Origin of the sequence: Herbaspirillum sp. Sphag64 (genome assembly GCF_014192645.1) — a bacterium.
Classification (GTDB): Bacteria; Pseudomonadota; Gammaproteobacteria; order Burkholderiales; family Burkholderiaceae_D; genus Herbaspirillum.
Genome location: NZ_JACHYE010000022.1, coordinates 1 through 13,182, shown reverse-complemented (window position 1 = coordinate 13,182; position 13,182 = coordinate 1). Strand labels below are relative to the sequence as shown.

The following is a 13,182-nucleotide window of genomic DNA, read 5'->3' as shown; positions in this document are numbered from 1 at the left end:
CTTAGATGGTGGGCTCAGGAGGTGCTACTCGGTGCACCAGGTGCACTGGATGCAGCAGCTGGTGCAGGCGCTGCAGCTGCCGCCGCAGCGGCCGGGGCTGGTGCTGGTGGTGCCGTCGTAGCTGACGCTGCCGCTCCAGGCTCTCTGGCTGGCAAGGCAGTACCAGTGGCGCCACTGCTGTTGGCGGTACCGCTACCGTTCCCACGGAAATCGGTCACATACCAGCCTGAGCCCTTGAGCTGAAAGCCGGCGGCGGTGAGCTGTTTTTTGAAGCTGTCTTGATTGCAGGATGGGCAAACGGTCAACGGGTCGTCAGATATCTTTTGCAGCACATCCTTGGCAAACCCACAGGCCTCGCAGCGATACGCGTAAATTGGCATGAAAAACTCCGCAAAAATCGTCCAAAACCCTGAATTATAAAGGTTTTTCAGGGCTTTTTACGATTCTACCGCGGGGCGACCAATGAATGCCACAAAGTGACCACCTGCGTCGCATCACCGCATTGCCAGATTCATCACAAAAGACTGGTAGCGATTGCCCCTATTGCGGCTGCGCATGCTGAGGCACTGGCGCGACGGCCTGTGGCAACAGCGAACCAACGATCATGCCACCCAGGCTGAACAACAAACCAACGACTTGCGGCGGCCACATCCCTTCCGGTGCCTGAAACTCCATGAAGATCCACGATGCCAGACCGAGAATCATCGCCGCCAGCGCCCCCTGACGGGTGGCACGCTTCCAGTAGACGCCAAAGGCCAGCGGTACAAAGGCCGCGACCAGCGTCACCTTGTAGGCGTTTTCCACCATCTGGTAAATGCTTGACTGACTGTTCAGGGCCAGCGAAGTCACCGCGATCGTGAACAGCAATACAACTACGCGCATGGTGAAGAGAAACTCACGGTCGTTCTTCCAGGGCCGGAATTCCTTGATCACGTTTTCAGTGAAGGTGACCGATGGCGCCAGCAAAGTCGCGCTGGCGCAACTCTTGATTGCCGACAACAGGGCGCCGAAGAACATCACCTGGGCGAATACCGGCATTTTTTGCATGATCAGTGTCGGCAGGATCAGTTGCGGATCCTTGTCGATCAGGTCAGCGACCATCTTAGGGTCAATCAAGGTTGCCGAATACGCCAGGAAAATCGGAATGAACACGAAACAGAAATAAATCACGCCACCCAGCACGGAGGCACGTACCGCAACCTTTTCGCTCTTGGACGACATGACCCGCTGGAACACGTCCTGCTGCGGGATCGAACCCAGCATCATGGTGATCCAGGCACCGAAAAACCACAGCAGCTCCTTGGGCGTCGGTTGTGGCCAGAAATTGAACTTGCCAGCGGCAGCGGCATGTTTGATCACCACGTCGGCGCCACCGACCATGCCTGAAACATGCCAGCCAATGTAGAGCATGCCGACCACCACAATGATCATCTGCAGGAAGTCGGTGATTGCCACCGCCCACATGCCGCCCATGAGGGTGTAGATCAGCACGCTGCCAGCGCCAATGATCATGCCTAGATGCATCGAAATGGCACCGCCCGAGACAACATTGAAGACCAGACCAAGCGCCTTGATCTGCGCCGCCACCCAGCCCAGGTAGGAAATCACGATACAGATGGTGACCAGCATCTCGACCGCGCGACCGAAGCGCTTCTTGTAGTAGTCACCGATGGTCAGCAGGTTCATCCGGTACAAGGGGCGGGCAAAAAACAGGCCGACCAGGATCAGGCACAGCGACGAGCCGAACGGGTCCGCCACGATACCGCTGAGGCCTTCTTGCAGGAATGTCGAAGACACGCCCAGTACGGCTTCGGAGCCAAACCAGGTCGCGAACACGGTGGCGGTCACGACCGACATCGGCAAGGCCCGTCCAGCGACTGCATAGTCCTTGGAACTCTTGACGAACTTGGTTGCATACAGACCGATGCCGACTGAAATTACCCAATACAGAATGACGAACCAAATCAGGGCATTCATAGGTGTTCCTTAGACAATAGAGGAATGATAACGGCGCACTTGGCAAGCCAAAACCGCGCATTATAGCGGCATTATTAGCTTGTTTTAGCAAGCCGACAGCATGCTGTCAGAAAATTTCACGCCTGAATTGGCGACCCGGTACCGGGACGATTTTGCACAAGAGAATGTTGAACTTTTAGGGGTGTATGAGCGATACACTTTTTGCGCGATTTCGGCGCTATGCGATCAAGAAAAAAGCTGCATTACCAAAAGGCAATGCAGCTTTAGAGAGCAGTCCTGCTCGACACGCATGTCGTACCGATGTCGATATCAGTGAATCAGGGAACGATCTTTTCCAGCGCAAAGAGGTCCGCTGGATTTTCGCGTTGGCGGATCAGATGGACCTGATCGCCGTCAACCAGCACCTCAGCCGCACGGCCGCGGGTGTTGTAGTTGGAAGCCATGGTCATGCCATAGGCACCGGCCGACATCAGCGCCAGCAAATCACCCGGTGCAATGGCCAACTCCCGCGCACGGGCCAGCCAGTCGCCCGACTCACACACCGGACCAACGACGTCATAAACCTTGGCGGGCTCAGCACGCTGCTGTACCACTTGCACGCCATGCCAGGCTTCATAGAGGGCCGGACGCATCAGGTCATTCATGGCAGCATCGACGACGGCAAAATTCTTGCCCTCACCATGCTTGAGGTATTGCACTTCGGTGATCAGCAGACCGGCATTGCCAACGATGGAGCGCCCCGGCTCAAACATGACCTTGATCGGTGCACCGGCATATTTTTGCTCGCGCCAGGCATCCACGCGGGCAAACAGGCGGCTCAGATAATCGCCCACGGCAACGGGTTGCTCGTCGTCGTAGGTGATACCGATGCCACCACCGATGTCGAGGTGATGGATGTGGATCTGCTCTGCTTCGAGCTGATCGATCAGCTCAATCACCTTATCCAGTGCTTCCAGCAGCGGCGCATCGTCAAGCAGTTGCGAGCCGATATGGCAGTCAATGCCGACCACTTCGATATGCGGCAATGCTACGGCAGTACGGTAGCAGCCCAAGGCATCTTCATAGGCGACGCCGAACTTGTTTTCCTTGAGGCCGGTGGAAATGTAGGGATGGGTCTTGGCATCCACATTCGGGTTGACCCGCAGCGAGACACGGGCGCGCTTGCCCAACTCGCCAGCGACGTCGTTGAGACGGTGAATTTCAGGAATGGATTCAACGTTGAAACACAGAATGTCATGTTGCAGTGCCAGCCGCATTTCATCGCGGCCTTTACCGACGCCTGAGAAAATCACCTTGCGTGGATCACCACCGGCCGCAATCACACGCAGCAGTTCACCACCGGAGACGATGTCAAAGCCCGAGCCCAGCTTGCCGAGCAGATTCAATACTGCCAGGTTGGAATTGGATTTGACCGAATAGCAGACCAACGCGCCATCAGCATCACGGCCATTGCGCTTGCAGGCATCGGCGTAGGACAGGTAATTGGCAGTCAGCGCCGCCTTGGAATAGACATACAGGGGCGAGCCGAATTGGCTGGCCAAGGTTGTCAATGGCAGATTCTCGGCATGCAAAATGCCGTCGCGATAAGAAAAATGAGACATAAGGGCTTAGTTGGAGGGTGTTGCACGTGATGCCTTGGCGGCATCATCGGACTGATTGACTGCTGGTGTCGATTGCGCTGCAGGCGTTGTCTGGAGGGGATGTTCGGGCGGTTTGGGCAAATACAGTGGGCCGCGCTGGCCACAACCTGCCAGCGACAGCAGCAGCACCGCAGCAACAGGGACCGAACGCGCCGCCGAAAAGGCCGTCGAAAAAGCCGACAAGCGGCCAGAGACAAAAAGAATTGAGGACTTCACGTTAGAATCACGGGTTTCTATGAATGTCTCGGAGTGTAGCATGACAGAATCAGAATTCCTGGCCCTGGCCGATTCCACCCTTAATGCGATTGAAGCCGCGCTGGAACAAGCTACGGACGATACCGATCTGGACGTCGAATGCAGCCGCAGCGGCAATGTGCTGGAAATCGAATGTATCAGCAGCGCCAGCAAAATCATCGTCAACAGCCAGGCCCCCATGCAGGAGCTGTGGCTGGCGGCCAAATCGGGAGGCTATCATTACAAATATGACGGCTCCCGCTGGATCAGCACGCGGGACGGCTCAGAATTGTTTGCCACCCTCTCGGCCGCAGTGACGCAGCAAGCTGGAGTGGCTGTGACTCTGCCTGCCAACTGAGTACCCGAAAAATTACACCACCATTCTTGCCTTGATCGCGGCAGCGGCTGCCGTATACTCTGGCATCTTGTTTTCATCACCGCTTTTCAGGAAATCATCTTTCATGCGCAGTAGCCGCCAGCAATCTCCTTCCCACCTGCCCTCCTCTTTCCGCATGCCGCCGCAACAGCGTGGCTTGTCCCGCCTGCAGCTGCTGGTGGTACTGGTGGTGGTAGCCATCATTGCTGTGGTTGCTGTGCCGCGTCTGATCGAAGTGTTCGTGCACGCCCACAAACCGGAGGTCGTTGCCGCAGAGAAAGATATTAATACCATCATTCTTGGACTACAACATTACAAGAAAGATACCGGCGACTACCCGAGCAGCGAACAAGGCTTGCTGGCACTGATCGTCAAGCCGAGTCGCTCACCCGTTCCGATGAAATGGCAAGTTGGTGGCTATCTGGACCGTCTGCCGCGTGACCCATGGGGCCACCCTTATCAATACCGGGTGTCGGAAGATGGTCAGGAGATTGATGTGTTTTCGTTTGGTGCCAAGGGGCCTGATGGCGGTGAAGACAGTGACAGTATCGTGCGGGGAACGGCGGCACACTGACGTTGTACGCGGGAGGGTGTTGCAGTGAAAGCCAGCCACATGCTGCGGTTGCAGCACAATGGCTGGCTTGCTCTCTGGCCTGACTAGAGTACGTAGCGAGACAAGTCTTCGTTGACCGCCAGCTCGCTGAGGCGTTCGTTGACGTAGGCGGCATCAATGGTCACCGTCTGGTCGCCACCTTCACCAGCGGTGAAGGAGATTTCTTCCAGCAGTTTTTCCATCACCGTGTACAAACGACGGGCCCCGATGTTTTCGGTCTTTTCGTTGACGCCATAGGCGATTTCCGCCAGTTGCTGAATCCCGCTGTCGGCAAACTCCACGGTAACACCTTCGGTTGCCAGCAGTGCTTCATATTGACGGGTCAGGCAGGCATCGGTACCGGTCAGGATACGCACGAAGTCTTCGATAGACAGCGAGTCGAGCTCAACCCGGATCGGGAAACGACCCTGCAATTCGGGAATCAGATCCGATGGCTTGGCCAGATGAAATGCCCCGGAAGCAATGAACAGGATGTGATCGGTCTTGATCATGCCGTATTTGGTGTTGACGGTGGTCCCTTCGACCAGCGGCAAGAGATCACGTTGCACACCGGCGCGCGAGACTTCGGCTCCGGTCTGCGAGCGGGTGGCAATCTTGTCAATTTCATCAAGAAAGACGATACCGTTCTGTTCCACATTGGCAATGGCCTTTTGCCGCAATTCGTCTTCATTGACCAGCTTGGCGGCTTCTTCTTCGATCAGCAATTTCATTGCTTCACGAATTTTGACCTTGCGTGATTTCTTACGATTGTTGCTGATACCGGAAAACATGCTTTTGATCTGCTCGGTCATTTCTTCCATGCCCGGTGGTGCCATGATTTCCATGTGCGGTGCGGCTTCGGACACTTCCAGCTCAATTTCGCGATCATCCAGGGCCCCCTCACGCAAGCGCTTACGGAAGGTCTGACGCGTACTGTTGTCTTTACCGTCTTTGCTGTCCTTGCCATCGCTATCGTCACTGGCAGCACGGCTGGTATCCGGCGCAAAGCCGAAGTCACGCGCCGGTGGCAGCAGAATATCGAGAATACGGTCCTCTGCGGCATCTTCAGCACGGGCGCGCACCTTGCGCACCTCGGCTTCACGCGTCTGCTTGATACCGATGTCGATCAGATCACGGATGATGGTGTCGACATCGCGACCAACATAGCCGACTTCGGTGAACTTGGTGGCTTCAATCTTGATGAAGGGCGCATCGGCCAGCTTGGCCAGACGCCGGGCAATTTCAGTCTTGCCGACACCGGTTGGTCCGATCATGAGGATATTCTTGGGTGTGATCTCATGGCGCAGTGGCTCAGCGATCTGCTGACGACGCCAGCGATTGCGCAAGGCAATGGCAACGGCGCGCTTGGCACGGCCCTGGCCGACTACATGTTTGTCGAGTTCGGAGACGATCTCTTTGGGAGTCATGTTCATGATGATGTTCTTCTTGTTGCGGCAAAAATAAAGGGATCAGTCCAGGGTTTCGATGATGTGATTCAGGTTGGTATAGATGCAGAGTTCACCCGCAATGACCAATGACTTTTTGACAATTTCTGCCGGCGACAATTCGGTATTTTCTTGCAACGCCTTGGCTGCAGACTGGGCAAAGGTACCGCCAGAACCGATGGCGCCGATGCCGTCAGTCGGTTCCAGCACATCGCCGTTACCAGTAATGACCAGGGTGCTGTCGCGGTCCGCGGTCAGCAGCATGGCTTCGAGCCGGCGCAACATGCGGTCGGTACGCCACTCCTTGGCCAGCTCGACCGAAGCGCGCATCAGATTGCCCTGATGCTTTTCCAGCTTGGACTCGAACAGATCAAGCAGCGTAAATGCATCCGCCGTGCCACCGGCAAAGCCGACCAGCACCTTACCGTTGTAAAGCTTGCGCACCTTGCGGGCGGTACCCTTCATGACCACATTGCCAAGTGTTACCTGGCCATCGCCACCCAGGGCTACCGTGTTGCCGCGCCGCACCGACAGAATCGTGGTGCCGTGAAATTGTTCCATACTCATGCCTCAAATGTAGGGGGCCAACTCAAATACCTTCTTTGATATCGTTTTTGATGATTTTGCTGAAATGGGGACAGCCGCCAAGATTACAAGCATCTTGGCGGCTATCCCTCATCAATCAAGCATTTTACGCCGCCGACAGACTGGCGCTACCCCTTGTGCTAAACCACACTTGCTTCAACGTCTGGATAGCAGCTCTGCGAGCCTGCTCATTTGATATTGCCACCCCAGTGTGGCCCGGTAAGGAACACGAGCCAACTGCAGAGGAGCACAAACGTAAGCACCATCGACAAAGTGCTGTCCCCACTGGTCTTCTGGTGGCTTGTCATGCAGGAAACTTCCGCCGTCGCCCGCTGAATACGTTATTCCAGATCGCAAGAGGAAATCCTTGACATCCTGCGTCGATTCGTTCGGTGTATTCAGGTAGTCTCGGGTCAATTTAGCCGATTTGGCAATCTGGATGAGTAAAGGTGTACTGCATAGCGAAAAAAGACGTTCCATCTTTTTTAGTCGCGGCAAGACGCTGGCCGCATTCGCATTGCTTAGTCCATGTCGCATCGCCGGTATAGCCATTTTGCAATTCGTCAGATCATCGCCAAACAGCTTATTGCGTGCGAACGTTCCCACAGTGCTGAAAATGGCACGCGTGCAATCGGAGACATTCTGGACTAGTCGCAACATGCCACGCCATGAAGCAGGAGCGGCATCGCTACCCAGATTTTCAATACTCAACAAGGCTAGACGTACCGTAGTCAAGGTCGTATTGATCAAGGTGAACACGGTCGAGATATCACGTCCCTTTTCCATGCATTGCAGAGCACGGCGTCGGATTGGACGTGATGACAAACGGCTGTGGGCGGGCTCACCAGCACTATGTTCATCAAGACAAGCCTGGAGCAACTCCACACATACCGTGATGCGTTTGACAAATTCATCGGTGAGATGATGCCGCTTCAATGTCGGGTAACTCAGGCTAGTCGTTAATAACACCTTGCTGCCTTCGAGCACGATCAGTCCCACTTCGCCGGCGAGGTTGCCAAACGGATTGTTGGCGATGCTGAAATCAACATCCTCTTGATGTTCTGACGAGAAAAAGGCCGCTGCCACGGTGCCCAGCAATAGCGCGCTGCCGACGAGTGAAATGCCATCGCGCCATAACCGAAAGCGCAGCCCCGTTTTACCGCTCTGCTGTAATTCTTCCAGCACACCAATAATTTCGGCAAAACCCTGCCTCAGGTTCTGGTCAGCGCTAATGCTGCTCAGCGTGCCGGAGTCAGTGAGGGCGGGGGCGGCGCGCTCATACTCTGCCTGGTAAAAAGTCTGCCCCGTTTGGGTTGTGCTGAAGGCAGCCTTGAAAGCTTTCATCAGGCCACTTTCAAGATTATGCAGAGCCGGATTGTCGTCCAAGGAAGAATTCAATCTCATGACGGGCGACACGGTTGAAGCTGGAATTTCAGGCATTGTGAGTCCTCATAACTGATTGTCTAATGAACACCTGAGGCGAAATTTTCAGGTGTTCAGGCCTTACTTGCTCTCTGTAATCACAATGAAAAGAAGAGGAAGCGATAGGAAGAGAAGACATATAGCGCTGTCACGACAAGTGGCGGCTACAGTGAATGGAGGCTATGGCGGATGCGGCTATGGCGGGAAAATCAACATCGTGTTGAACAAGGGATGGCGGGCGCCTCCTTTAAGTGATGACTGGTATCTGGTACTGGATGAAGAAAAAAGGCGATAAGGCTGTCACAACCCTATCAGGGAGCTGTGACAGCCTCGATCCGTTACTATGGTCTTGGTTCAGTGAGATAGTTCCTAAATCCACTCCTGTACCAATGGTTTGTCAGCGCATCTCAAACAGACAATGTCATCAGACTGGCATTGCCACCGGCAGCGGTTGTATTGACGCACAAGGCACGCTCCGCCACCAGTCGCCATAGTGCAATCGCAGCATCTTCACTGGTCGCCACCAACGGCACCAGTGCACCCGGGCGTGCTGCCAGTGCCGTACGCCATTGGCTGATGACAGCCGCATCCAGCAGCGCCAGCTGCAGTTCGCTGGCAGCCATATCCTGACTGATTTCAATTGCTGCACGCACCGGCTCTGGCAAACCAGCAGGGATCAACACCGACGACTCTTGGCTGACAACAGCAATATTGCCAGTGGCCAATACTGCAGCCAGTTGATTGAGCAGCCCTGCGACACTGTTGGCGGCGCACAAGACCTTGCCACGTGCGGCAAAAGAAAGGCTGTTGCGTTCACCAGTCGGTCCTGGCAACGCCAGGCTTTTGTTGAGCAAGCTCTGACGCGCATAGCTGGCGGCCAGTTGCGACAACTTCGGATGACCATGTGTCGCCGCCCAGTTTTGCAGTTGATGCAATGCATCCAGAGCGTTACCGGAACTGGCTTCCTGCACTTTCAGACTCACTTCGGGATGCCGTTGCAAGCGCTTGAGGTAGAGCGGACCACCGGCTTTAGGACCGGTACCGGATTTGCCCTCACCACCAAATGGCTGCACGCCGACGACCGCACCAACGATATTGCGATTGACGTAAATATTGCCCACGTGCGCACGGGTCGCGACGAAATCGATCGTTTCGTCGATACGCGAATGCACACCCAGCGTCAGACCGTAGCCACTGGCATTGATCGCCTTGAGCAGTTGTGGCAGGTCGTCGCGACGGTAGCGCACTACGTGCAATACCGGTCCAAAGACTTCTTGCTGCAACTGATCGATGCCGCTGATTTCAATCACGGTCGGCGCCACAAAGGTACCGTTGTCATGCGCAGCACCGAGCGATAACTGATGCACCTTGCAGCTTTGCTTCATCTTGTCGATGTGGGCCAGCAGACGAGCTTGTGCTTCACCGTCGATAACCGGACCAATGTCGGTTGCCAGGCAATCCGGACGGCCGACGCGCAACTCTTGCATCGCGCCTTTGAGCATGGTGATGGTCTTGTCGGCAATATCTTCCTGCAGACACAGCACGCGCAATGCTGAGCAACGTTGACCGGCACTGTCGAAGGCCGAGCTCAGTACATCCTGCACCACCTGTTCCGGCAGCGCGCTGGAATCCACGATCAGTGCATTCTGACCACCCGTTTCGGCGATCAACGGAATATCACCGTGCGCATCCTTGCTGCGTGCCGCCAGGGTGCGATTGATCAATTGCGCGACTTCGGTCGAACCGGTGAAGATGACGCCCTTGACGCGCACATCAGCGGTCAGCAAAGCGCCCACCGTTTCTCCGGGACCAGGCAGCAATTGCAGTGCAGCGACGGGAACACCAGCCTCGTGCAGCAACTGTACGGCACGGTAAGCGATCAACGGCGTTTGCTCGGCTGGCTTGGCCAGTACGACATTACCTGCAGCCAATGCGGCGCTGACCTCACCGATGAAAATCGCCAGCGGGAAGTTCCATGGGCTGATACAGACCACAGTCCCCCACGCCAATACATTGCCATCGTGACGCGATTGCGCAGCGTAATAGCGCAGGAAGTCGATCGCTTCGCGTACCTCGGCAATCGCGTTCGGCAGCGACTTGCCGGCTTCACGTATTGCCAGTGCCATCAATTCAGGCATGTGTTTTTCAAACAGGTCGGCAGCATGTTCCAGCATCAGGGCACGATCTGCCGGTGCTATGGCTTGCCATTGCGATGCGAAGGCTTCCGCGGCTTCCAGCGCCTGCTCAACGTCAACGGCAGTGGCCTGGACGACCTGTCCAACCAGTTCGCGGCGGTCGGCCGGGTTGGTGATCGGTTCTGGCTGGGAGCCAACCGCACTGCCCCCTTGCACCAGCGGTGTCGCCTGCCATTGACGCGATGACCAGCTGGCAAAGGCCGAGTCGAGTTCACGCAGTGTGTCTTCATTGCTCAGATCCAGACCGGCCGAGTTGAGACGCTCGGCGCCATACAACTGGCGAGGCAAGGAGATTTGCGGATGTGGCATACCACCTGCTGCATGTACGGTAGCAATCGGATCAGCGATCAGTGTTTCAATAGCGACCTGCTCGTCCACGATCTGATTGACGAAGGAGGAATTGGCACCATTCTCCAGTAGACGGCGTACCAGGTAGGCCAGCAAGGTCTGATGGGAGCCGACTGGCGCATAGATACGGCAAGCCTTACCCAATTGATCAGCGCCGACCACCTGGTCGTACAGAGTTTCGCCCATGCCGTGCAGGCATTGGAATTCGTAATTATCGACCTGATGTTGCTTGGCCCAGGTATAGATTGCCGACAAGGTGTGGGCGTTGTGTGTCGCAAATTGCGGGTAGATCACATCGGCCACTGATAGCAGTTTCTGCGCACAGGTCAGATAAGACAAGTCGGTGTGTACCTTACGGGTGTAGACCGGATAGCCGCTCATGCCATCGACCTGTGCACGCTTGATTTCGCTATCCCAATACGCACCCTTGACCAGGCGGACCATCAGCTTGCGACCGCTGCGACGGGCCAGATCTGCGAGATAGTCGATAACAAATGGGCAACGCTTCTGGTAGGCCTGCACCACAAAGCCGATGCCTTCAAAACCTTCCAGCGCGGGATCAAAAGCCAATGCTTCCATCAGGTCCAGCGAGAGTTCAAGACGGTCGGCTTCTTCCGCATCGATGTTCAAACCAATATTGTAGGACTTGGCCAGTACCAGCAACTTTTGCAGACGTGGCAGCAACTCACTCATCACGCGGTCGTGCTGCGCGCGGGAATAACGTGGATGCAGCGCCGACAACTTCACGGAGATGCCCGGTCCATCCTTGATACCGCGACCGTTGGAGGCACGTCCGATCGCGTGAATTGCGGTTTCATAGGAGTCGTAGTAGAACGCTGCATCGTGTTCGGTGAGTGCCGCTTCGCCGAGCATATCGTAGGAGTAGCGATAGCCACGCTTTTCATTGTCACGACTATTGTCGAGTGCTTCATCAATGGTCTGACCGGTGACGAACTGATTGCCCAGCATGCGCATGGCGAGATCGACGCCCTTGCGAATCAGTGGCTCGCCACCCTTGTTGATCAGCCGCGTCAGCGCCGAGGTGAGACCGCTTTCGCTGCTGGTGCTCACCAACTTACCAGTGATCAGCAGCCCCCAGGTGGCGGCGTTCACGAACAGCGATGGCGATTCACCCAGATGCTTGCGCCAGTCGCCTTTGCTGATCTTGTCGGCGATCAGACGGTCGGCTGTCTGATGGTCAGGAATACGCAACAGCGCTTCGGCCAGACACATCAGCGCCACGCCCTCTTCCGAAGACAGCGAGAATTCATGCATCAGTGCATCCACCCCGGAGGAACGTGTGCGCTTGGTACGCACAGCTTGCACCAGCTTGCCAGCAAGCGCCTGAGTTGCCGTAGTCCATTCAGCATTGCTCTTGACCTGCTGCAGCAGCCATTGCACGGCAGCACTCTCGTCACGTCGATAAGCGGCAGTCACAGCAGCACGCAAGGGCGTGGCGGCGGGCATCACTTCGCGATGGAACATGCTGAAGGCGGGACTGTAGGCTTGTGGCGCCGCGGAGGCAACCGGGGGAATCGGGCTGTTCATAAGGTTTGTCTCCAAAAATCGGCAAACAATGGTGGTTGGAATTGCTGCGATTTTATGCGGGATACACCAATATTAATTCTGCATTTGAAGCCTAAGTTACGAATAATATTTCGCAAATTTACCTTTTTAAAAATTAAATTCCAGAATAGTGAATGCAATAAAAAACACCCGCCCCCTATGCGGTGGGCGGGTGTTTTTGATGCCGTGAAAGTACCGGCAACACGGGTGAATCAGTTACCGAAAATCAACTGCATGATGACGCCAGTGCCAATCGCCACCAGCGCATAGTCGGCGCCATTCTGAACCCATTGATAGCCGCGCGGCGGTGGGCTCAGGCGATGTTCGCGCCAGTTATCAACGACGTAATGATGACTCCAGTACTCAGGCGGCAAACGGTCGCCGCGATGAAAACCATGCTCTGGGCCAAAACCACGTTCATGTTCGCGATGATCCTCGTGCGCCATCGCATCACGACGATCATTGTGCCGGTCATCGTGACGCTCGTCACGGCGATCATCACGACGGTCGTAGTCCTGGGCATGTACCACTGGAATGGCACTGGCGCTAACCGCAATGGCCAGCATCACGGAAGCTAAAGACTTGAATTGCATAGAAGACTCCTGAAAGATTTCGCTGCAATCACCTGCACCATGGGGCGACTCCCCACGACAAGACAGCGATTGCAGCGTCTCTATTCTAACGACTCCGGGGCGACGAGGTGAGATTCACCCCTCCCCCAAATAAGCCGCCTTCACGCGCGGATCATCGAGCATGTCCTTGGCCAGGCCATTCATCGTAATCAGGCCCGACTCCATCACAT

Annotated in this window: 11 protein-coding genes and 1 pseudogene; 2 read left to right on the top strand and 10 right to left on the bottom strand. The window is 55.7% G+C overall.

The genetic code is table 11. The features are described from left to right. Nucleotides 1–14 precede the first annotated feature (14 nt). The 4 genes from FHW66_RS20045 to FHW66_RS20030 all read right to left on the bottom strand — a co-directional run bounded on the left by FHW66_RS20045 (nt 15) and on the right by FHW66_RS20030 (nt 3,833). Nucleotides 15–380, bottom strand: a complete 366-nt coding sequence (locus FHW66_RS20045) for an FmdB family zinc ribbon protein (RefSeq protein ID WP_183381595.1) — start codon at nt 378–380, stop codon at nt 15–17. 160 nt (nt 381–540) lie between these two features. Beyond that, entirely contained in the window at nt 541–1,977 is a 1,437-nt protein-coding gene (locus tag FHW66_RS20040; protein WP_183381594.1) for a sodium:solute symporter family protein, read from the bottom strand. 317 nt (nt 1,978–2,294) lie between these two features. After that, nucleotides 2,295–3,578, bottom strand: coding sequence for a diaminopimelate decarboxylase (gene lysA, locus FHW66_RS20035; RefSeq protein ID WP_183381593.1), 1,284 nt, complete (start codon nt 3,576–3,578; stop codon nt 2,295–2,297). 6 nt (nt 3,579–3,584) lie between these two features. Next, nucleotides 3,585–3,833 (bottom strand): lipoprotein, encoded by a 249-nt coding sequence (locus FHW66_RS20030; RefSeq protein WP_370543506.1) that lies wholly within the window; start codon nt 3,831–3,833, stop codon nt 3,585–3,587. Nucleotides 3,834–3,873: 40 nt separating this feature from the next. Between FHW66_RS20030 and cyaY the strand changes: the two genes are divergently transcribed. Together cyaY and gspG are read left to right on the top strand one after the other, a co-directional pair. Continuing rightward, nucleotides 3,874–4,209 (top strand): iron donor protein CyaY, encoded by a 336-nt coding sequence (gene cyaY, locus FHW66_RS20025; RefSeq protein ID WP_183381591.1) that lies wholly within the window; start codon nt 3,874–3,876, stop codon nt 4,207–4,209. 103 nt (nt 4,210–4,312) lie between these two features. Next, nucleotides 4,313–4,801, top strand: a complete 489-nt coding sequence (gspG, locus tag FHW66_RS20020) for a type II secretion system major pseudopilin GspG (protein WP_255459083.1) — start codon at nt 4,313–4,315, stop codon at nt 4,799–4,801. Nucleotides 4,802–4,884: 83 nt separating this feature from the next. Here gspG and hslU read toward each other — a convergent pair whose 3' ends face one another. From hslU to FHW66_RS19990, 6 genes and pseudogenes are all read right to left on the bottom strand, one after another. After that, complete coding sequence (hslU, locus tag FHW66_RS20015) at nt 4,885–6,252, bottom strand: ATP-dependent protease ATPase subunit HslU (protein ID WP_183381590.1); 1,368 nt, start codon at nt 6,250–6,252, stop codon at nt 4,885–4,887. 36 nt (nt 6,253–6,288) lie between these two features. Further along, on the bottom strand, nt 6,289–6,825 hold the full coding sequence (gene hslV / locus FHW66_RS20010) for an ATP-dependent protease subunit HslV (RefSeq protein WP_183381589.1): 537 nt from the start codon (nt 6,823–6,825) through the stop codon (nt 6,289–6,291). Between the two features lie 180 nt (nt 6,826–7,005). Next, nucleotides 7,006–8,193, bottom strand: a complete 1,188-nt coding sequence (locus tag FHW66_RS20005; RefSeq protein WP_183381588.1) for a hypothetical protein — start codon at nt 8,191–8,193, stop codon at nt 7,006–7,008. Between the two features lie 485 nt (nt 8,194–8,678). Then, nucleotides 8,679–12,362: a trifunctional transcriptional regulator/proline dehydrogenase/L-glutamate gamma-semialdehyde dehydrogenase gene (putA, locus tag FHW66_RS20000; RefSeq protein ID WP_183381587.1), complete on the bottom strand. Its 3,684-nt coding sequence runs from the start codon at nt 12,360–12,362 to the stop codon at nt 8,679–8,681. Nucleotides 12,363–12,592: 230 nt separating this feature from the next. Beyond that, nucleotides 12,593–12,973 carry an RcnB family protein gene (locus FHW66_RS19995; protein WP_183381586.1) on the bottom strand — a complete coding sequence of 127 codons (381 nt, stop codon included), beginning with the start codon at nt 12,971–12,973 and terminating at the stop codon, nt 12,593–12,595. A gap of 114 nt (nt 12,974–13,087) precedes the next feature. Beyond that, a pseudogene (locus FHW66_RS19990) lies at nt 13,088–13,182 on the bottom strand (ABC transporter ATP-binding protein); the annotation flags it as partial.